Origin of the sequence: Streptococcus pasteurianus (assembly GCF_004843545.1) — a bacterium.
Lineage (GTDB): Bacteria > Bacillota > Bacilli > Lactobacillales > Streptococcaceae > Streptococcus > Streptococcus pasteurianus.
In genome coordinates this window covers 1,886,551-1,907,187 of sequence record NZ_CP039457.1, presented here as the reverse complement: position 1 = coordinate 1,907,187, position 20,637 = coordinate 1,886,551, and the positions used below count along the sequence as shown (strand labels likewise).

At 35.3% G+C, this 20,637-nt stretch carries 19 protein-coding genes; 13 read left to right on the top strand and 6 right to left on the bottom strand.

The window, feature by feature from the left end; genetic code table 11:
* Positions 1 to 68 precede the first annotated feature (68 nt).
* The 3 genes from E8M05_RS09925 to E8M05_RS09915 form a co-directional block, all read right to left on the bottom strand.
* The gene (locus E8M05_RS09925; RefSeq protein ID WP_136596473.1) at positions 69 to 1,304 is read right to left on the bottom strand and encodes a replication initiation factor domain-containing protein; all 1,236 of its coding nucleotides are present in this window, start codon (positions 1,302 to 1,304) and stop codon (positions 69 to 71) included.
* A gap of 158 nt (positions 1,305 to 1,462) precedes the next feature.
* Positions 1,463 to 1,738 (bottom strand): hypothetical protein, encoded by a 276-nt coding sequence (locus E8M05_RS09920; RefSeq protein WP_136596472.1) that lies wholly within the window; start codon positions 1,736 to 1,738, stop codon positions 1,463 to 1,465.
* 499 nt (positions 1,739 to 2,237) lie between these two features.
* Entirely contained in the window at positions 2,238 to 2,735 is a 498-nt protein-coding gene (locus E8M05_RS09915; RefSeq protein ID WP_168800105.1) for a coiled-coil domain-containing protein, read from the bottom strand.
* Between the two features lie 282 nt (positions 2,736 to 3,017).
* Here E8M05_RS09915 and E8M05_RS09910 point away from each other — a divergent pair, with 282 nt between their 5' ends.
* Entirely contained in the window at positions 3,018 to 4,610 is a 1,593-nt protein-coding gene (locus E8M05_RS09910; RefSeq protein WP_136596471.1) for a hypothetical protein, read from the top strand.
* A 40-nt stretch (positions 4,611 to 4,650) separates the two neighbouring features.
* Here the strand turns inward: E8M05_RS09910 and E8M05_RS09905 are convergent, their stop codons facing one another.
* Both E8M05_RS09905 and E8M05_RS11330 read right to left on the bottom strand, forming a co-directional pair.
* Positions 4,651 to 4,986, bottom strand: coding sequence for a hypothetical protein (locus tag E8M05_RS09905; protein ID WP_136596470.1), 336 nt, complete (start codon positions 4,984 to 4,986; stop codon positions 4,651 to 4,653).
* 16 nt (positions 4,987 to 5,002) lie between these two features.
* Positions 5,003 to 6,028: a hypothetical protein gene (locus tag E8M05_RS11330; protein WP_211116049.1), complete on the bottom strand. Its 1,026-nt coding sequence runs from the start codon at positions 6,026 to 6,028 to the stop codon at positions 5,003 to 5,005.
* Between the two features lie 186 nt (positions 6,029 to 6,214).
* Between E8M05_RS11330 and E8M05_RS09890 the strand changes: the two genes are divergently transcribed.
* The 11 genes from E8M05_RS09890 to E8M05_RS09835 all read left to right on the top strand — a co-directional run bounded on the left by E8M05_RS09890 (position 6,215) and on the right by E8M05_RS09835 (position 16,839).
* Positions 6,215 to 6,532, top strand: a complete 318-nt coding sequence (locus E8M05_RS09890; RefSeq protein WP_003032102.1) for a helix-turn-helix domain-containing protein — start codon at positions 6,215 to 6,217, stop codon at positions 6,530 to 6,532.
* 64 nt (positions 6,533 to 6,596) lie between these two features.
* Positions 6,597 to 7,577 (top strand): ABC-three component system protein, encoded by a 981-nt coding sequence (locus tag E8M05_RS11325; protein WP_136596468.1) that lies wholly within the window; start codon positions 6,597 to 6,599, stop codon positions 7,575 to 7,577.
* The gene (locus E8M05_RS09880) at positions 7,561 to 8,034 is read left to right on the top strand and encodes a hypothetical protein (protein WP_136596467.1); all 474 of its coding nucleotides are present in this window, start codon (positions 7,561 to 7,563) and stop codon (positions 8,032 to 8,034) included. The genes E8M05_RS11325 and E8M05_RS09880 overlap by 17 nt, the downstream gene beginning before the upstream one ends.
* Positions 8,035 to 9,927: an SMC family protein gene (locus E8M05_RS11655; RefSeq protein WP_233437506.1), complete on the top strand. Its 1,893-nt coding sequence runs from the start codon at positions 8,035 to 8,037 to the stop codon at positions 9,925 to 9,927. It begins immediately after the preceding gene.
* Positions 9,928 to 10,509: 582 nt separating this feature from the next.
* Positions 10,510 to 11,391: a substrate-binding domain-containing protein gene (locus E8M05_RS09865; RefSeq protein ID WP_013852256.1), complete on the top strand. Its 882-nt coding sequence runs from the start codon at positions 10,510 to 10,512 to the stop codon at positions 11,389 to 11,391.
* A gap of 10 nt (positions 11,392 to 11,401) precedes the next feature.
* The gene (gene pstC, locus E8M05_RS09860; RefSeq protein WP_003066486.1) at positions 11,402 to 12,247 is read left to right on the top strand and encodes a phosphate ABC transporter permease subunit PstC; all 846 of its coding nucleotides are present in this window, start codon (positions 11,402 to 11,404) and stop codon (positions 12,245 to 12,247) included.
* Between the two features lie 2 nt (positions 12,248 to 12,249).
* Positions 12,250 to 13,128, top strand: a complete 879-nt coding sequence (gene pstA / locus E8M05_RS09855) for a phosphate ABC transporter permease PstA (RefSeq protein WP_003066485.1) — start codon at positions 12,250 to 12,252, stop codon at positions 13,126 to 13,128.
* A complete protein-coding gene (gene pstB / locus E8M05_RS09850) occupies positions 13,121 to 13,870 on the top strand; it encodes a phosphate ABC transporter ATP-binding protein PstB (protein WP_003066483.1) in 750 nt (249 codons plus the stop codon). Before pstA ends, pstB begins: the two co-directional genes overlap by 8 nt.
* Positions 13,867 to 14,520, top strand: coding sequence for a phosphate signaling complex protein PhoU (gene phoU, locus E8M05_RS09845; protein ID WP_013852255.1), 654 nt, complete (start codon positions 13,867 to 13,869; stop codon positions 14,518 to 14,520). Before pstB ends, phoU begins: the two co-directional genes overlap by 4 nt.
* On the top strand, positions 14,517 to 15,194 hold the full coding sequence (locus E8M05_RS09840; RefSeq protein WP_003066479.1) for a winged helix-turn-helix domain-containing protein: 678 nt from the start codon (positions 14,517 to 14,519) through the stop codon (positions 15,192 to 15,194). Before phoU ends, E8M05_RS09840 begins: the two co-directional genes overlap by 4 nt.
* Positions 15,187 to 16,839, top strand: coding sequence for a sensor histidine kinase (locus E8M05_RS09835; RefSeq protein ID WP_013852254.1), 1,653 nt, complete (start codon positions 15,187 to 15,189; stop codon positions 16,837 to 16,839). Before E8M05_RS09840 ends, E8M05_RS09835 begins: the two co-directional genes overlap by 8 nt.
* A 321-nt stretch (positions 16,840 to 17,160) precedes the next feature.
* On the opposite strand, the gene E8M05_RS09830 is transcribed toward E8M05_RS09835, so the two are convergent.
* Entirely contained in the window at positions 17,161 to 19,452 is a 2,292-nt protein-coding gene (locus E8M05_RS09830) for a Xaa-Pro dipeptidyl-peptidase (protein ID WP_013852253.1), read from the bottom strand.
* 119 nt (positions 19,453 to 19,571) lie between these two features.
* Here E8M05_RS09830 and gla point away from each other — a divergent pair, with 119 nt between their 5' ends.
* On the top strand, positions 19,572 to 20,417 hold the full coding sequence (gla, locus tag E8M05_RS09825) for an aquaglyceroporin Gla (RefSeq protein WP_013852252.1): 846 nt from the start codon (positions 19,572 to 19,574) through the stop codon (positions 20,415 to 20,417).
* Positions 20,418 to 20,637 lie beyond the last annotated feature (220 nt).

Genomic DNA, 20,637 nt, shown 5'->3' with positions numbered 1-20,637 from the left:
CTCATACTTTCTTTCAAATAAAATATGTGAGATAATAGGCAAGGGATAAGCTTACCTTATCTTCACAATTATACAGCGTTCTTTCTTCCTGGTTTCTTGGCGGATTCTGGGGAAGAAGGAGCGTTTTTTATATAAAAAATTTCGATTACACTGTCAAGGTAAGTTTCAAATTCTAGTACTTGTAATTCAAGAGCATTTTTCTTTAACCAATTAGCAACATCATCATTGGGTTTATAATTGTACTCATATTCGAACAATAACCTTTTTAGAAGTATTGTTACAGCTGGGATACCCCAAATTTGCTTGACCTTTTCTAACATAGGGAAGAAGCCACTACCTTTTAAAATATAGTGTATGCTTTGCATTAGCTGATTATTTCTTGGACTAACTACTACCAGAGGGGGAGCACAGGTTGAAAAGTTAATCAATGCTTCGCTATATTCTGTTAGTTGTCCCGTCTCTGCATCAATCAAACAATATTTTTCCAAAATTTTATTGGCGATAAATTGTTGAAACATATCGCGTGAAGGTAGAGAAAGAATTAGCTTGGTCAGTTGTTTGGCGTATTGCCCTCTAAAAGTCACTTCAAATCGTACCCAAGACTGAAATTGTTGAGCAATTTGGGCATACCTTCCGTTATTCTCTAATTGTTCGGTGAGTTTGTCGTAAATTTTGAGAAAACTATTTGAGCCTTTCTTACGTGAGCCAATCGTCACTGTCTTAGCTTCAGCATCTATCTCGATAGCAGACATTTTCTTATGGTTACGATTTCCTTTGTAATTAATAATCTCAAATTTTTTACTTTTTAAATTATTATAAATGTCATTAACCGATAAAGGAAAGTTAAGGTAGTCTGCACAAAAGTCAATCCTACTTAGATGCATATTCCAATATGGTTCGTCCAACTTTTTTAGTATTTCATAGACTCCGATGGGCTCTTTAAAGGAATTTTCATAGGCTTGTTTGTATAGGCTTAGAGCCGATGCTGAAAATTTAATAATGATTCCCATTTTTAAATAGCCTTCATGAAAGGCAATTCTTAAAAAATAAGGCATATTTTCAAAACTGTAAGAAGTGGTATAACCTTGAGGAGAAATCTGTTCTCGAACCATTTCTCCAAATAATGAAGGGAGGGAAAGTTTTTCTGCAATGATTTCAGAAAGTTCCGTAGTAATTTGATTCCAATGGTTTGGCCATTCACCAATTGTCTCTTCATTTGGCTGAATTACTATGGTTAACTCATCTACGCCGACATGAAGATATTTGCTGGTAAAATCTATGTTTTGAAGTATATCGTTTGTCATTGGTTTATTCTCCTGTAATACAGTATTTGTACTGGAATCTGGGTTATTACATTACCCAGATGAGCGCTGGTTGCCTACCGCAGGTGGACTTCTAACCAGCCCAACCTATTGTCCAACACATGGTTGTTTTCTAGCTTGTACTGGTTAGAAGTAATAACTTATTTGTAAGCCTTAAGTATTTCGTCAAATGATACGATTAGCCTAGCTTCGGTGATTTCGTATCTAGGGCGACTTCCGAAAGCCGATGACAGATTCTTTAGCTCGACCTCATACACACCTAGCTTACTAAAGACAGAGGTAAAAATCTCTTTGTTAAACGGTAGTAGCAAGGTTTTCCATGATGGGGTGTTGGCCTTAACACAGGCTAACCAGCCGTCTCTCTTTTCTTCCTTCACACTAATAGCAACGACATTAATAATTTCTTTTTGTGTCATAATGATATTCTTCTTTCTTTATTTATTTGTTATTTTTTAATTAGATAAATTGAAAAGACATTTTCTCTTGATGAGAGTACGAGTGTAATTTCAAGCGTGAATAATATCTAGACTTTCTTGACGATAAAAAATCAACAGAAACATCTAAATACAAAGTTGTAAAATTAGTTGCTGAACAGTTAAAATTTTAGCTGTATTTCAGCAGGTTTTTAAATCTTGTATGCTAAGAAAACGTCATAAGTTGAATACTTCGTTTAATCGTAATTATAAAATTGAAGGTGTCACTGAATGATAATGCGAGTTCTAGAAAGCACAGCTTATTACACTCATTCTAACGCGTTATTTTCTGCGTCTTCACGATTGTTCAGACTTGATGCATAACGCTATCTGCGCAGCAGATTCATTCGCTTCACAATCTATACTTTCTTCAAACGGCGCATTAGTTTCAGCTTTTTTCAATTTTATAAAATTAACTGATTAAATCTGAAGCAGACTCAACTTATGATAAGTTTTCATAAAGCGAATACAAGATTCTAAGAAACCAATGACTGTCAATCCAGCTATAAAAATTTTTTCTGAGTTCAGCATCAACTAATTTTTTACGCTTTTTGTATCTTTGCTGTAGTTCTTTAAGTTGATTGTTTAGTTCGTCAATTTCAACATCTAAATCGTTAATTGCACGTTCTTTCAAATCAACTTCTCGTTCAAGCTCAGTTTCAAGAGAAGCAATCTCTGTTATGAGTTTATTCTTTTTTGAAACAAACTCACTCAAGAATGAATCGAGTCTTGTGTTTGTGCTAGCGACATGTAAGGTGTTTTTGTCCCTACCGACCACAAGGCCTAAAAAGATAGGTGCGTGATTCTCGTTAGAGTAACCAACAATTTGATAATCTTCATCTGGTTTGATTTCAATACCATAACGAGTTTTACGAGTCTCATCCAAGTCGAACAGAACGATTTTTTCATGAATACCATCCAACTCTGTGAAAATAAGCATAAGATGTCTCCTTTCTTTTTTTCTTTTAAAAAGCATCATCTTTTTTTAATTTGAAATGATGTTATTATAGAGTTATACAATTTTACTTTTCATATTCAAACCTCTCTTTCGCTTATTGAAGTACTTCTTGAGTCTTAGTATAAGACATTTAAAAAACAAAAGATATGAGTTTTTGAACGAGTTTTGAGTATAGCCACAAGTCCTTTTTTGAAAAGGGTTTGAGCGTGATTTGAAGAAAAGTGGATAAAAATTTTTCACAGAAATAAAGGAGTTAAGTGAACTATGTTATTTGAAATTTTTGATAAAAAAATTGAGCTATCCACAAAAAATATTATGAATAGCTGTTCGAATAGAGATGAATTTTATAAAATCTTAGCTGAGAGAGAAGAAAGCAGATTGTTTTATGAGTGTCATGTAGTCAATAGAAAAATCTGGTCTGATAATCATCCTTGGAAAATATTCACAGATGAATTGTATGAAGGATTAGAGATTTCAGAAATAGTTGAGCGCTTAGAATACCATATTAATTCTTCAAATTCAGTTACGGAATTAAAAATGATTTATGAACTTTTACAAGAATGTTTTGCAAAATTCAAGGTGAACAAGAAAAATAGGCGCTTATTAGAAAATACCGTTTTAAGTTTATATGATAGGCTAAATGGATTCTTACAATCTTCTCAACCTATCAATGATGACTTTTCAAAAGATGGCTATACACAGAGTCAGTATAAAGTATATATTGAGAATGCGATGATATTAACACTAGAATTAGTTAATCCTAAAAAATATTATTCAGTTGATGATATTTTATATTTTTTCAATCATGGCTTTCTACCAATAGGATATTATATAAAAAACAATGATTTTCCGAATAAAAATATTAGTCGTCAAAGCATTGACCGTATTATTCGGCAGATTTATGATGAGATGGATACCCTTTTGCTTGAGAAAGCGGTTCAAAATGGAAAAACTTTTTATGATGAAAAGATAATTAAATTAATAGCGGAAAAAAGTCGCAAGTTGCGAAGGTTATCTATTCTTTCGATAGAAACAGTTATCTCAGAAGATATTGTCAATACCATTTCAAAGGCTACTAAAGTACTTACAGATTTTAAATCTGATAAAAATGAGGTGGAAAAAAAGGTTTACAGTCTGTTTTCCGATTTATACCTGCCTGTTATTTATGCTGAAATCCAACAGTTTATTTTTCAAAACTTATTAGAAGAAATGAGTAATAATCCAACTCTAGTAATTAGTGAGAGATATTGTGACTTAATCTTGAATAATATTAAACAGCAATCTAATGAAGTCTATATGCTGATTGATAGAGAGAAAGTGCTTTTAGATATTGAGCGTATTTACACTTTTATTCAGTGTATGGCTTTAGCAAAAACAGAATCTTTTCGAAAAGAGTTCACAAGTGCCAAGGCTAGTTTGAGAGAATTTGGAGTGTTATCATCAAGTGAGCTAACTAATGTTTTTGAACTTTTTAGAGGAAGTAAAAATCAACTGAAGTTTTCCAATATCATTAATTCTTTTACAGAAGAATATCTGTATATTGAAGTTAAAAATGATAGAAGGAAAATTAATAGTGTATTTCGTTCAGTGAATCTGTTCTTTTTGGATGACGATGAAAAATATAGTCGTGTTCAATATTGGAATAGAAAAATGTTACATGAGCCAACTAAGATTCAGGTAAGGCAAAATATGGTGTATAGTGAAATAGCAAAGCTGTGTCAACAATACAATAGAGATGGCAATCTCACATCTATAAAATTACCAACTAATGCAAATAGGGAGGGTTGTATGCCAAAGGAATACATTCCGGAAGGATTATGGGATATGTATGGTATATCAGAAGTTGATTCAAATTAATATTAAAAAGGCGAGCTATTTAAAGCTCGTCTTTCATTTATCATTCTCTCTCCAATTTAACAGTTCCGAAGCCATCTCCACTTACGGTTAATGTGTTTCCCGAAAGAGAATATTCAAGCTCTTCTCCTTCTACGTTAAATGTTTTGCTTTCTTTGTCCACTGTAAAATCTGTGCTAATATTGTCTACGAATAGTGAGCCTGAGCCATCACCTGCTTCAATGCTAAGTGAACCACCTTGACCATCAATAATAATCGTCATGCTACTTCCGCCTTCTTCATAAGTATATGTTCCATCCAAGCTTTGGTTACTAGCAGAACATGCAGTAAGGAACAATACGGCTATAAGTGTCAATAAAAGTGCTTTAAATTTTTTCATTATTTTCTCCTAAAAATTATTCTTCATCGTCAACGCTATCTGAAGTTACTTGAACATTGTCAGGTCTCAAATCGTAGGTATCATAAACTAGAGTCACATTTTCGCCGTCTTTTTGCTTTGTGACAAACGATGGGAAGCCAATATATTTCACATCATCTACTGATTTTGAAGCAAATTGAGAATAGGCTAAATGTGCAGAGAAAGATTCGTCCTTAATAACATAGGTATAATCAATAACATTATCATAGCTAAGTTTTTTGATAGGAATTGTTAGGGTTTCTTCTAGTGTTTCTGCCAAGTCCTCATCAGGTAAAATTTTCAATTGATAATCTGATGCTACCTTTTGGTTATATTGGTTTTCAATTTCTGTCAACTTGTCTATTGCTGAAGTAGTATCTTTTCCATCAACCAATTGTCTAAGCGCAAGTGATACTTTTTCAAAAATAATTTGTTTATGGGTACTAGCCTTTTCAAATGCTTTAGCTTGTTCAATAATTTCATCATCTGATAAAGTTGAAATGCTTTCAAGAGTAAGAGCATCTGGAATTGTAACATCAATTATTCCATCAGCATTACCATCTTCAGTATCGTATTTCTTGATAATATCAGTTAGCATTTCTTCAGAAATTTTTTCTGCCGTATCTTTTCCATCAAAGCTATCAAAGAAGCTTTGAACATTTCCACCAGCCGAGTAAACATTTTTTCCAACATAGTCAGCTTTAAATTGTGCAGAAGAAATGGTTGTTTCAGTATTTGTAGTAGCTTCATAAGAAGTATCATAATAAGTTACTTGATTATCTTCAAAGGCGTATACTCCCTTGATAACTTTTTCTCCGTCGATTTCATACCAGAGCTGGGGAGCTTTTTTGGATTGATTTATATAGTTTCCGATACTGACTTCTTTTGTTTTTTCAGAAGAAGTTTTCTCTTGAGAGTGAGAAGTATTTGTGGAGGGTTTGCTGGTATTTGAACAGGCTAAGAGAATTGTTGTCGAGGCTAAAAAGGTTACACCTATTAATAGATATTTGTTTCGCTTTTTCATTTTGAAAAGTCTCCTTTAGTATTTTAAGTATTATTATTTTCAAAAATAATACTTAGTTATCTTTTATTTTACCACAAAAACATATCTTGAGTATTGTTTTTTTGATAAAAAATACACTAAAAACCTACAAATAATTTCTGATAAGTCATAGTCTTAGTGTATAGAATTAGAAAAGGGAGCAGTGCTATGTCATTAGGAAAAAGTGTATCTAACCGAATCTATGAATTGAGGATAAAAAAGCAACTAACTCAAGAGATGTTGGCTGATAAGGCGGGGATGGATGTCAATGCTCTTGGTCGAATTGAAAGAGGACAAAATTCTAATATTAAATTGGAAACTCTAAATAAGCTAATTGAAGCCTTAGAGTTAGATTATCAAACGTTCTTTGCCTTTACTGATAGTGACAATGAGGTAGCTAAATTAATTGCTAAATTGTCATTAGTGGATGACGAAGAAAAGTATCTTGAAATTTTTAACAAGATATTGGATATAGAGTTGAAGTAGATGTTGGAAACTTTTCTTTATTTTTTTGTTGGTTATTTATTAGAGGAATTGGCAGGAGAGCGATATGGAATATGATTTCAGATATTTAGTTGGTAAATATGGGGAAGCAGGAGCAAGGGAGAAATTTGAAAAAATATGTATCGAAGCATTTCAAGAAAAATTTGGTCCGAAGGCTAAAGAAGTTGCGGTTTCGCAAGGAGATGATGGGATTGATATCTTAGTTGGTGAATTAACTGACAGGCCGTCGGTTTATCAATGTAAATTTTTTATTAATGGGATAGGAGAATCGCAGAAACAACAAATCAGGAATTCGTTTAGTACAGTGATTACCAGTCATCCTAATATTTCTTCATGGTTCTTATGTGTACCAGTAGGATTAAATATACAAGAATTACAATGGTGGTCAACATGGAAAAGTAAAACGAAAGCTCAGCATAAAATAAAGATAGAATTGTGTGATGGGGCATTTCTATTGAAAGAATTCAAAAAATGTAGTAGTTATAACTCAACATTTGATGATGATATCAGAAATGATTTGGAGCAGGTTAGAATTTCCCTTGAAGATGCAAATAGAAGGGCCTATGAAGAAGTTTTATATGGTGAAGATGATATAGATGGTATTTCAGCTATGTACAATGATACGGTATTCATTTCGATGTTGAAAAGTGCACAAATTATAGAAGTGGAGGACTTTAAGATTGATTTTTATAATGCAGAAATTGCTAGACACGAGGCACGCAGTAAAGATAATATTAACGGAGAAAGACAATATGCAAATTTAAGAAAGAAAATATACTCAATTTGGCAGACCCAATACAGACAGTATAAACACTCTAGTGACGGAAACACTCTGATAGATCAGACTTATCTTAGAGTTGAGGACTTAGATTCTAGCACATTGGAAAGTCAAATAAGTAGCTTTAATTTGTTAGCTAAAAAAGGTATCTTACATCAGCTTGCTGATGATAAGAAGCTAGGATGGGTTGATAATTATTTAGAGGTTTTGGATAGGTATATGGAGGCAAATAATGATAGAGATAATTGAAGGTATAAGTTTTCAAGAATATTGTTTGACTCGAAATAGGGTTACAATATTGTTAAATTTTTTGGGAAAAGAGCACAAGAAGGATACAATTAAGGATAAGTTGATTATCAGTGACTTCTTTCTAAAATTTCCAGAGTTAGTATTGGATGAAACAGAGTTAAGTAAATTTGATACAAAATTTTCATATTTCCATTGGAAACCTAATTATAAGTTATATAATGCAGTTTTAGCTGATTTGTCAGCTAGGGGGCTTATCACTCTCAATCCTGTAAATAATAGATATTTAGTTACGGATAGAGGAAATGCATTCGTTATGGATTTATTTAGTGAAGAAGAGGTAAATTGGGGTGAAATACAGAATTCTTGCGAGTTTATAGTTACTAAAGTTTTAAATAAATCTTTATCGGCTGGTCAGGCTATGATACAGGATAGATTGGATAGAATACGGAGGAATTAGATGAAATTGTTACTAAAAACACTTAGATTAATCGGTGTAAGAAAAAACTATGAAGTACACTTTCATAAAGGGTTGAATTATATATCAGGTCCAACTTCGACTGGTAAGACAGCAATCCTAGAATTGATAGATTATGCTTTGGGAAAAGCTAAGCACAAAGCATATATTGAGATTGGGGAAAGTTGTACTGATGTGGAGCTAGAGTTTTATATATTGGAGAATTTATATAAAATTAAGAGACCGCTATCAGCATTTAATGAGCCGGTTCTTTTACAGACTTATGATAATATCAAAAAACAATTTTCTCAAAATCGTATTTTGACGATTGATAATCCCTCAAAAGAGAATTCTTTATCATACTTCTTGTTATCAAAGCTTAATTTAAACAATTTAACCGTTATGGGTGATAGTTTTAGTTTTAGAGACCTATTTAAATTTTCATATTTAAAACAAACAAAAATTGATAGTGAGAATATTCTAGATACCCAGAATTGGGCTGGTAATCGAAAAGAAAAAGCGACTTTTGAAATCATTTTAGATATATATGATAATTTGTTGAGTGATTTACAAAAAAGTCTTAAAATTGAACAAGAAGTATTAAAGGAAAAAAATATTAGATATGATGCTGTACATGGATTTCTAGAGAGAGCAGAGATTGAAAATTATGAGACTGTACAAAAGAAATCTTTTGAAATTGATTTTGAGATAGATAGTATTAACTCTAAACTTGAAAAATATAAACTTGATATTATAAGTGCAGAATTAGGAAATGATATTAACGATTTAGTGCTTCATATTGATGGACAAAAGGAAGAACTACGTACGTTGAGAAATAAATTTTCAGACCAGGAACAGTATATACAAAAATTACAATTATTGGAGAACCAATATTTTGCTGATATAGAAAAGATTTCTGAACAACTGGTAGGTATTAAGGCTATTAATAAGTATGAGTATATTAATTGTCCAAATTGTTTGCAACCTTTATCTCTTCATGATGAATCGAATTGCTTGTTGTGTAACCAAAATATGAATAGTGTTATTGTTGAGGTAGGAGAGTTAAGGAAAGAGAGAACAAAACTTACAAAAAAGAAAAACGAACTTCATAAGTATATTGAATCGGAAGTGGAAAAAAGAGCGAGGTTGGAATCAGAAATTAGTAATATACAGGATAATATTGATTGGAATGAAGAAAAATTGGATGGGCTAACTAGACAGTATATTAGTCCACTTTCAACCGAAATTAGTTCATTGTCAATAAAAGTAGGGGAACTTTATGAATCAAAAAAAAATTTAAAAGAAAGTTTAAAGTTTATCGAAGAGCTTACTATTTTAGAAAAGTTGCTTTCTGAAAAAAGGATTGAAGTTGAAGGAATTAAGGATAAAATTGAAAAGCAGAAAAGTAAAGTTGCTAAAGACAATAAATTAAAAAAATTAACACAAATATTTTCAATTATTCTATCGTCTTTTGATTTTCCGAATCTGCATTCTGCATATATAGAAGACAGGAGTTACTTACCTTATGTTAGGGGTGTGAAGTATAGTGATTTAGGTAGTTTGGGTGCAGTAACACTGATAACGATGGCTTACTATCTATCAGTCATGATTTGTTCAGAAGAACAGTCTGGCAACCATATAGGATTATTAATGATTGATACACCTAGGAAAAATTTAGGTTCATCTTCAAAAAGTGCAGAATTTAGAGATGAGCGAATATATGAATCTATCATTAAATATTTTATAAAATTGGGACGAGAGCGTGAAAATGATTTTCAACTAATTGTTGTTAACAATGGCTATCCATCAATACTGCCTCAAGACTGCTTAGTTAAAGAGTTTTCTTCGGATGGTTTAGATGGATTGATTGATGATTATGCTGTCCGAATCATATAGAGAGTGAGCTAAAGTATATCGGACTTAATTTTTAGGTGAACTATTATTAATGTAAAACCAATAATCACAATATTAGTATTTATTTTTCAAGTTTTGTATTCAGATATATAAATATGAGGAATAAATTAACAAAACAAAAACCGTTTTACTTCATCAAGTAAAGCGGTTTTTAGATTACAAAGAAGATACTGCCATTGTCTATTTTTGGTCTTATTGAGATAATTTTATTCGTTTTTGCTGTTTTTTAAAGAATCATAAAAGGCTTTAAATCAACGTTTTGAACGATTACAAGACTTTAAAAATTGTGGAACAAGTCTTGCATATTCATCATAAGATTTTTAAGATTCCTTTCGTAGCAAGGGTTTAGACCCTCTTGTTAAATTTTCGTTGCCTTATGTTTCTTTTTGAGTATTTCTTAAAGCTTTATTTATTATAGCATTTTTTGAAGTAACTGCCTATTTTAACTGTGTGATAAGAGTGAGCGTTTGGTAATGATTTTACAAAAACTTTACAAAAGTATGGTAATAGATTTGATGTTGGCTTTCTATAATGGTCATTGTAAAGAATTTAAAGGAGAACATCATGAAAAAATGTAAATTGTTTTCGGTACTGGCCCTAGCTGGCTTAACAGCTCTAGTGGGACTTTCAGCTTGTAGCAAATCAAACGGGGACTCTTCATCTGCATCTGGTAACATCAGCGTTGTTTCCCGTGAAGATGGGTCTGGGACACGCGGTGCTTTTGTTGAACTTTTCGGAGTTCAACAAGAGCAAAATGGTGAAAAAGTTGATTTGACAACGGACAAAGCCATTGTTACTAACTCGACCTCTGTTATGCTAACGACAGTAGCTGGAGATAAGTCAGCTATCGGCTATACTTCGCTAGGTTCTTTGGATGATACCGTCAAGGTTCTGAAAATTGATGGTACCGAGGCAAGTGTTGCCAATATTAAAGCCGGAAGCTACAAGATTTCTCGACCATTTAACATTGTGACTAAAGATAAGATAAGTGAGGCTGCTCAAGATTTCATCAACTTTATTTTAAGTTCTGATGGTCAAGCTGTCGTAGAAGAAAATGGTTACATTCCACTTGACGATACCAAAGCCTATAAATCTTCAGTTGATTCTGGCAAGGTTGTTGTTTCAGGATCAAGCTCTGTCACACCAGTTATGGAAAAATTAAAAGAAGCTTATAGCAAAGTCAACTCTAAGGTTGAAGTAGAGATTCAACAAAGCGACTCCTCAACAGGTATCACAAATGCAATCGAGGGAACAGCTGATATTGGAATGGCGTCACGTGATTTGAAAGATGAAGAAACATCTAAAGGAGTCAGCTCAACAGTTATTGCGATAGATGGTATTGCTGTTATTGTTAATAAAGATAACAAAGTTGATGGCTTAACAAGCGAACAAGTCAAGACTATTTTTACAGGTAAGACAACAAGTTGGGACGGTCTTTCAGACTAAGGGGTCATGAATGAATCATACAAAAGAAAAAATGATGCAAGCGGTATTTTTTCTTACCGCCTGCATTTCTGTTCTATCCGTGCTACTAATTTGCATCTTTTTGTTTTCGAGTGGGATTCCTGCTATTCATCAAATTGGTTTAGGTAACTTTCTTTTCGGAACTGTATGGAGACCGGCTAACAACCTTTTTGGTATTTTTCCAATGATTGTCGGTTCACTTTATGTGACAGCAGGGGCGCTTATTATTGGGGTACCTGTTGGAGTTTTGACAGCGGTTTTTATGTCTTCTTTTTGTCCAGAAGCCATCTATAGACCGCTCAAGGCGGCTATTAACCTCATGGCAGGGATACCATCGGTTGTTTATGGTTTCTTTGGTTTGGTTGTTTTAGTTCCCTTTGTTCGTGATAACATCGGTGGCTTTGGAATGGGAGTACTTACCGCTTCAATTTTGCTTGGTTTGATGATTTTACCAACTATTATCAGTGTCTCTGAGGCTGCTATTCGTGCTGTTCCTAGATCCTATTATGAAGGTGGTTTAGCTCTGGGGGCTTCCCATGAGCGTAGCATCTTTTTTGCAGTACTGCCAGCAGCTAAGCGGGGAATTTTGGCATCTGTCATTTTAGGGATTGGACGCGCAATCGGGGAAACTATGGCAGTTATCATGGTTGCAGGTAACCAAGCTGTCTTGCCAGATTCCTTGACATCAGGGGTCAGAACTATGACAACCAATATTGTTATGGAGATGGGGTACTCTAGTGGTCTTCACAGAGAGGCTCTTATAGGGACAGCTGTTGTTCTTTTTATATTTGTCCTAATCATTAACATCAGCTTTTCGTTGTTACATAAAGAGGAGTAGACATGGAAAATATCAATCACCGTAGCTTCAAGCAAGATTGGCAGTCACGCCGACGGGACCTGGTATCATTAATGTTGTATTTGTTAGTTTATGGTGCTGCCTTGATAACATTTGTCGGAATTGCTTTCACGGTCGGATATATTCTGGTCAAAGGCTTGCCCAACTTAAACATGAGTTTGTTTGCTTGGACTTACAATAGTGAGAATGTATCGTTGTTACCGGCCTTAATCAATACGATTTTTATGACCATTTTAGCATTAAGTGTTGCCGTACCTATTGGTATAGGGGCTTCTATTTACTTGGTAGAATATGCGCGTCGTGATAACCCTTTTGTTAGTGTTATTCGGATTGCAACTGAAACGCTCTCTGGGATTCCCTCCATTATCTATGGACTGTTTGGCGCTCTTTTCTTTGTTAAGTTCGCTCACATGGGACTTTCCTTGCTGTCAGGAGCTGTTACACTTAGTATCATGATTTTGCCACTGATTATGCGAACAACAGAAGAAGCTTTGCTTTCAGTACCAGACTCCTATCGTGAAGGGGCTTTTGCACTTGGGGCGGGTAAACTTAGGACAATTTTTAAAATTGTCCTTCCTAGCGCCATGCCAGGAATTTTTTCAGGAATTATTTTAGCGATTGGGCGAATTGTGGGAGAATCAGCCGCCTTGATTTTTACAGCAGGTACGGTTGCTGAAGTGGCGAAAAGTATTTTCAGTTCGTCACGGACTTTGGCTGTACATATGTATGCTATCTCAGGAGAGGGACTTTATGTCAATCAAACCTACGCTACAGCAGTGGTTCTCTTAGTATTAGTTATTATCATTAATCTAGTGTCAGGTTTGATTGCTAGACGATTAGGAAGTAAAACAAGCGATGAATAAAATAGAAATTAAAAATTTGGATCTCTACTACGGAGACTTCAAAGCTTTAAAAAACATTAATCTGGAAATTGCCAGCAATGAAATTACAGCTTTCATTGGTCCATCAGGATGTGGAAAATCGACCTTGCTGAAAAGTCTTAACCGAATGAATGACTTGGTGAAAAATTGCCGTATTACCGGAGAGGTCACATTAGATAAAGAAAATGTTTACCGCGATTTAGATATCAATGTCCTTCGTAAAAAAGTAGGTATGGTTTTCCAAAAACCCAATCCATTTCCGATGAGCATCTATGACAACATTGCCTTCGGGCCTAGAACTCACGGTATTCACAATAAAGTTCAATTGGATGAAATTGTGGAGCGTTCCTTAAAACAAGCCGCTATATGGGATGAAGTCAAAGATCGCCTCAATAAATCTGCTCTTGGTATGTCTGGTGGTCAACAGCAACGGCTTTGCATTGCTAGAGCTTTGGCCATTGAACCTGAAGTTCTCCTCATGGATGAACCAACAAGTGCCTTAGATCCGATTTCAACAGCAAAAATTGAAGATTTGGTTATTGAACTCAAGAAAAAATATACTATCGTCATGGTGACCCACAACATGCAACAAGCTGTGCGGATTTCCGACAAGACAGCCTTCTTCTTATTGGGCGAAATTGTTGAGTACAATAAAACAAGCCAACTATTTTCAATGCCACAAGACGAACGCACAGAAAATTATATAACAGGGAGATTCGGATGATACGCTCAGCCTTTGAAAATCAACTGCATGCACTCAATACCAATTTAATTTTGATGGGGTCGTTATGTGAGGAAATTATTTCAAAATCATTAATGCCCATCAGTGAAAATAATCAGCATCTGGTTAATGATGTTGGCAAAACTTATCAAAAAATTGAGCAGATGGAAAGAGATATTGAATCACAATGTCTTAAGTTACTGCTTCGTCAACAGCCAGTTGCCAAGGATTTGCGACGTATTTCAGCTGCTTTGAAAATGGTTTATGATATGAAGCGTATTGGTGCTCAATCTGCTGAAATTGTTGATATTATTGGTGATGGTCATGTTCATGAAGGAGCTGATTTTCGTCATCTCAAGCAAATGGTCAAACACGTTGTCCATATGGTAACAGATAGTGTGGATGCCTTTGTCCATGATGATGAGACTTTAGCTTTAAAAGTTATCCAAAAAGATGTCACAGTGGATAAAGAATTTGATACAATAAAGGCAAGTTTAATTGCCCATATTGCTGAACTTGGAAACGATGGTGAATATACTATTGATGTTTTGATGATTGCCAAATATTTGGAAAGAATTGGTGACCATACCGTCAATGTCGCTAAGTGGGTAATTTTTTCAATCACTGGTGAACTGAATGGAGAAGAAACATGATTTACTGCGTTGAAGATGATGATGATATTCGAGAACTGATGCTTTATACTTTACGAACAGCAGGGTTTGAGGCTCAGGGGTTTCCTGACTCCGTTCTATTTTGGAAAGCCATGGAAGAAGAGCAACCTAAGCTTATACTGTTAGATATCATGTTGCCTGTAGATGATGGATTGACCATTTTAAAATCCCTACGATCAAATGGCATGACAAAAGATATTCCAGTAATCATGACAACTGCTAAAGGAACAGAATTTGATAAAGTCAAAGGATTAGATTTGGGTGCCGATGATTATTTGGTTAAGCCGTTTGGTATGATGGAAATGATTTCTCGCATCAAAGCAGTTCTCAGACGTACATCAAATCAGGAACAGGAAACTCATTTGACAATAAAAAACCTCTCTCTGGATGCAAAGAATTACACGGTTAGAAATAATGGACAAAAAATCGAATTAACTTTGAAAGAATTTGATCTGCTATCTTTATTGATGTTAAATCCTGGCCGTGTTTTTACGCGGCAAGAACTTTTGGATAAAGTTTGGGGAGAACACTTTATCGGAGAAACACGGACAGTTGATGTTCATATTGGAACCCTTCGCATGAAGCTTGGAGATGCTAGTCATCTGATTAAGACAGTTCGTGGTGTTGGTTATCGTTTGGAGGTAACAGATGATTAAGAAAATCTTTCGTTCAACTTTTTTTGCCACGCTAGGCGTTCTTCTTGTAACTCTATTTATGGTTGTTGGCTTGCTTTATGGCTACTTTACTCAAGTACAAAAGGAACAGTTGCAGACAGAGACAGCCTTAGCTGCTCAAGGGGTTTCTCTGGAAGGCCAAGATTATTTTAATGAGCTCAAGATGTCAAATGTCAGAATCACTTGGGTTGATAATCAAGGAAAAGTTCTCTATGATAATGAGTCTGATGCACAGATCATGGACAATCATGCTAATAGAGAAGAAATCAAAGAAGCTTTGAAAGATGGTTATGGTGAGAGTGTTCGATACTCTAAAACCTTAACCACTCAGTCACTTTATTCTGCTCAGCGCTTGGATAATGGAACCGTTATTCGCTTATCTGTTACTAGACACAGTATTTTAGTGCTTTTGTTTCGGATGTTCCAGCCTTTGTTCCTTATTCTTGTATTGGCCTTCTTACTCTCTCTGTGGCTTTCACACTCTATTGCTAAGAGTATTGTGTTACCATTGAATCGACTGGATCTTGACCATCCGCTTGAAAATGATGCCTATGAAGAAATTTCACCCCTTCTAAGACGGATTGCCAGACATCAAAAGGAAGTTACTGAGCGAGAAGTTTTGATAGAACAACGTCAATCAGAATTTGATACCATTATTTCTAAAATTAAAGAAGGCATGATTTTGTTAGACAATAACTGTCGTATCATCAGTATCAACCAAGCAGCACAGGATATTTTGCAGACTGATCAAACTTGTTTGGGTAAAGATATGTTGCAAATTCTCCGTAACCTGTCACTAAATAATTGGCTAGAAAAAGGTCTTCAGGGTCGCAAACAAGAAGGGATTTTGCAATTAGATGATGCGCATTACAAAGTTATGGTACGTCCTATTCACTCTGAGGATAAGGTGACTGGTTTAGCAATTCTTTTCTTTGATGTTACAGAGCAACTTCAGGCAGAGCAGCTGCGCCGCGAATTTACGGCAAACGTTTCTCATGAACTGAAAACACCGTTACATTTGATTTCTGGATATTCTGAAATGCTGGCTAGTGATGTTGTTGCGCAAAAAGATGTTCCACAATTCGCTGAGAAAATCCACAGTGAGTCTCAACGTATGATCCAGTTGGTAGAAGATATTATTAAACTGTCACATCTTGATGAGTCAGAAGAGTTAGCTATGGAACCCGTCAATCTCTATCAGATATCAGAGGAAGTTTTAGATAGTTTATCTGCTAAGGCAAATGAACGTCATATCAACTTGCATTTATTAGGGGAACCAGCTTATATTACTGGTAACCATGCCCTTATTCATTCTTTGATTTATAATCTTTGTGATAATGCTATTATCTATAACCGTGATAAGGGGGATGTGACTGTCAATGTCACCTCGAATGAGGACGATGTTGTTCTGACAGTACAGGATACTGGAGTTGGTATCGCCAAAGATGAGCAGGAACGCATTTTTGAGCGTTTCTATCGAGTTGATAAGAGTCGCTCGAAGAAGTTGGGTGGCACTGGTTTGGGGCTCTCCATTGTTAAGCACGCAGTCAATCAACATCATGCTGATATTAAGGTGGAAAGTCAGCTAGGATTAGGAACTAAAATGACTGTGACCTTTTATAAGTAACCCTCTTTGAAAATTAAACTCAGACGTTTGTGACTTGATTTGAGGTGTGAAAATCTTCAACGGAAGTTTTTAGCTTATTATTCCAAATTATAAAATAACGGAGTTCTATCTGAATCTACGTCACCTAGTCTAATTTTGATTTTCGTTGAGTATAAAAACACAAAAACCTCCTCTTGTTCATAAGACATAGAGGAGGTTTTTGTATGAGATGATATTCTTTGATTTTTCAAAGTAAGCAGGGTTCTTATTAAAATTTGTAAACTTATGTGATAGATTAGAAAGGATTTTTTCTTCTGAGAATGATAGGAGGATGCTTATGTGTCAAAGACCCACGTTATTCTCTATAGGAATCTCCAAATTTGATTTGTCTAAATCAACTGTCAAAATGTAATTGCTATTGTCACGGATAGTGTGCTCAAAGTCTGTTGTGTAGAGAAGTACGCGGAGAGTGTCGCCTTTTTCCAATTTGTAGATGCTTGGTTGAAGGGTGAAATCAATGGTCATCCATTCATTGGCAGGGATATCTTCAATTGTTAACAAATCTGTACGATTTTGAAGATTTAGAACACCTTTTGTGATGACACGTTCTCTGGTTTTGGTAAATGGCAATTCTTTGAGAGCTTCACGTGAGAAATTGCGTCCATTATCAATAGCGTATAAATCAAGTACATAAGGAACATCTTTAAAACGTTTCTTTTCGCCATAGTCTAAGACTTGGGCAGACAGAATTCCTTTATTTTCACTAGATTTGACGGTTAGGTGTAGAGTGATTTGCCCATTGATATGGTAATCGTGTTCAATCGGTAAATCGAGGCAAATGGCATTTGCTTTTCCAGTAAATAACTCACTCTTGAAAGTTCTGAAATTCTTGCTATAACGTTCAAATTCAGCTTTGGCGTAATGATTGTCAATGATTTTTTGGTCTGTACCAAGGGCTAAAGTTGATTGATTGTTACTGCCAAATTCAGCTAAGCTTGTCCAAGCTTGTTCTTGGCTATTATCTTGCCAGATAAGTGTTGGCAAAACGAAATGATTATCTTGTCCAAGCATTTTTTCAGAAAGTAAAGTGTTCATGCTTTCACGGAAATCAATGGATTGCCAGTTGTGCATGTAAACATGCTCACCGTGGTGAAGAAAAGCGTGTTTTTCGACAGTATCTGGAAGGGCATTGAAAATATTGAAGATGTGACGTGGCTTGACATTCCAGTCTTGGAGCCCGTGAGTGAATACGCAGGTTGCTTTAACCTTGTCAGCGTGTGGCAGATAATTACGGTCATGCCAAAATTGATTGTAATCACCAGAAGCACGGTCGAGCTGTGCAGATTGCTCGTCAAGGAGTTCTTGGTAATGTGTATTATTGCGTAAATAATCGCCAGCCAGCAAATTACGTGAGTAAGTCAATTCGGTCAGCACATCAAGGTCCTCACCAGGATAGCCACCAGGGCTGCAAACCAACCCATTTTCACGATAATAATCATACCAAGATGAAATAGCTGATTCAGCGATGATAACTTTCAGCCCCTCAACACCTGTCGTTGCTAGAGCGGTTGACATGGTTCCAAGATAAGATTTTCCAGTGGTACAAACCAGTCCACTCGCCCAATCAGCAACAACTTTTTGGTCACGACGGTGGCTAGAAAAGGCGATTGCTTTGCCATTTAACCAATCAATGACTGCTTTAAAACTTTCCACTTGCGCATAATCTCCGCTGGTCATAAAACCGTCAGAGCCTGCAGTTCCAACCCCAGAAACGTAGATACTTGCGAAACCACGTGCAAGGAAATAATCATTGAGCGTGTAGGGGTCAATAAAATTGAAACGTTCTTCACTTTCTCCGATAGGAAGGTCAACATCAGGAGCAGCTAACGGTTCAAAGTCACGTGTTTCAACGTTGATTGTTCGTGCTGGTTTTACAGCTAAATCACCTTCCATTTTGTAAAGTTTTTTATCGTTAGCAACGACATTTGTTCCTTGGTGATAAGGACTAGCTGTCATCATGGTTGGCAATTGGTGGCTTGTTTTAGGGCGAATAATATTGACCTTAATCAAATCGAGTTGTCCGTCTTGGTCAGTATCAAGCGGTGATTGCACATAAACAACTTCACGAATCAAATCAGTTGTATCAAACGTTGCTAGTGATTTGCCATTGAAAAAATGATAATCATTATCTACTGGAATAAGCCCCTTACTAATTAAATCATCAAGCAAGGTCATACCTGATTTTTGGCGACTAGCTAGCAAATGATAAAGCGCCTCAAGGATGTGTCCTTTTTGATAATTAATCGGAAAGGCAATTTTTTCTAAAAAGTCAGTTGTATTTGTAAAGTCAACATGCGGAATAAATCCGAGAAGTTGTAGTGAAATAGTGTAAAAAATATCCGCTGTTAATGGACGTTCAGAATTAAAAAATGTTAATAAATCTGTCTCAAAATCAGCGATTAAATGACGAAGTGGGTAGTCCGTATCTTTGTAATTAAAGAAAATCTTACGGCAGAAATTTTCCAGAGCTTTTTTATCAGCTTGTTGGTGGGTAATATCAAATCCTAAGGCTTGCAACTCTTGCTCTGCAATAGCGATAGGTCTTGGAATGAAAGAGAATTGATTATATTTCATGAAACTTTCCCTTCTAAAAAGTAAACGTTTTAATTTTACGGATAACCTTTACATTATTTATTATACTTGATAGAATGTTAAATGTCTAAACTATATTTTCTCGGAGGAAACAAAAAAACATGGATGTTACATGGACTGTGAAATATATCACAGAATTTATCGGGACAGCTTTACTCATCATTCTTGGTAATGGTGCAGTTGCTAATGTGGAACTTAAGGGGACAAAAGGGAATAACTCTGGGTGGGTTATCATCGCACTTGGGTATGGTTTTGGTGTTATGATTCCTGCACTCATGTTTGGTAACGTTTCAGGTAACCACATTAATCCAGCCTTCACACTTGCACTTGCAGTTTCAGGTTTGTTTGACTGGTCACACGTTCCACAGTACATCACTGCTCAATTACTTGGTGCAATGTTTGGTCAATTGCTTGTCGTTATGACACACAAGCCATACTACCTTAAAACTGAAAATCCAAATGCTATCCTTGGTTCATTCTCAACTATTTCAGCTGTTGACGACGGCACAAAAGAAAGTCACAAAGCCGCTTGGATTAACGGTTTCTTGAATGAGTTCTTAGGTTCATTCGTACTTTTCTTCGGTGCTATGGCACTTACTAAAAACTACTTCGGTGCAGAATTAGTTGCAAAATTGACTAACTACGGTTATGATGCTACTACAGCAGCAAGCCAAGTTGCACCTTACACAACAGGTTCACTTGCTGTTGCTCACTTAGGACTTGGTTTCCTTGTAATGACACTTGTTGCATCACTTGGTGGTCCTACTGGTCCTGGTCTTAACCCTGCACGTGATCTTGGTCCACGTATCGTTCATGCTTTGCTTCCTAAATCAGTTCTTGGTGAACACAAAGGCGATTCTAAATGGTGGTATTCATGGGTACCAGTTATCGCTCCAATTCTTGCAGGTATTGCAGCAGTAGCCTTATTCAAACTCTTGTACCTATAATAATGAGACATATAGGAAACCTTCGGGTTTCCTTTTTTATTTTTGATTGACACTAATAAAATATCTCATCACTATTCTTATGTTTTTGAGGTAATCCTCAACAATTTTCCCCTGAATCTATTGAACTTCAAATCACTGTATCTTGTTAATTATCACTGTATAAATAAAGCAGTTGGGTACTTTTTATACAAAAATTTCTAAAAAACGCATAATTTCTTGT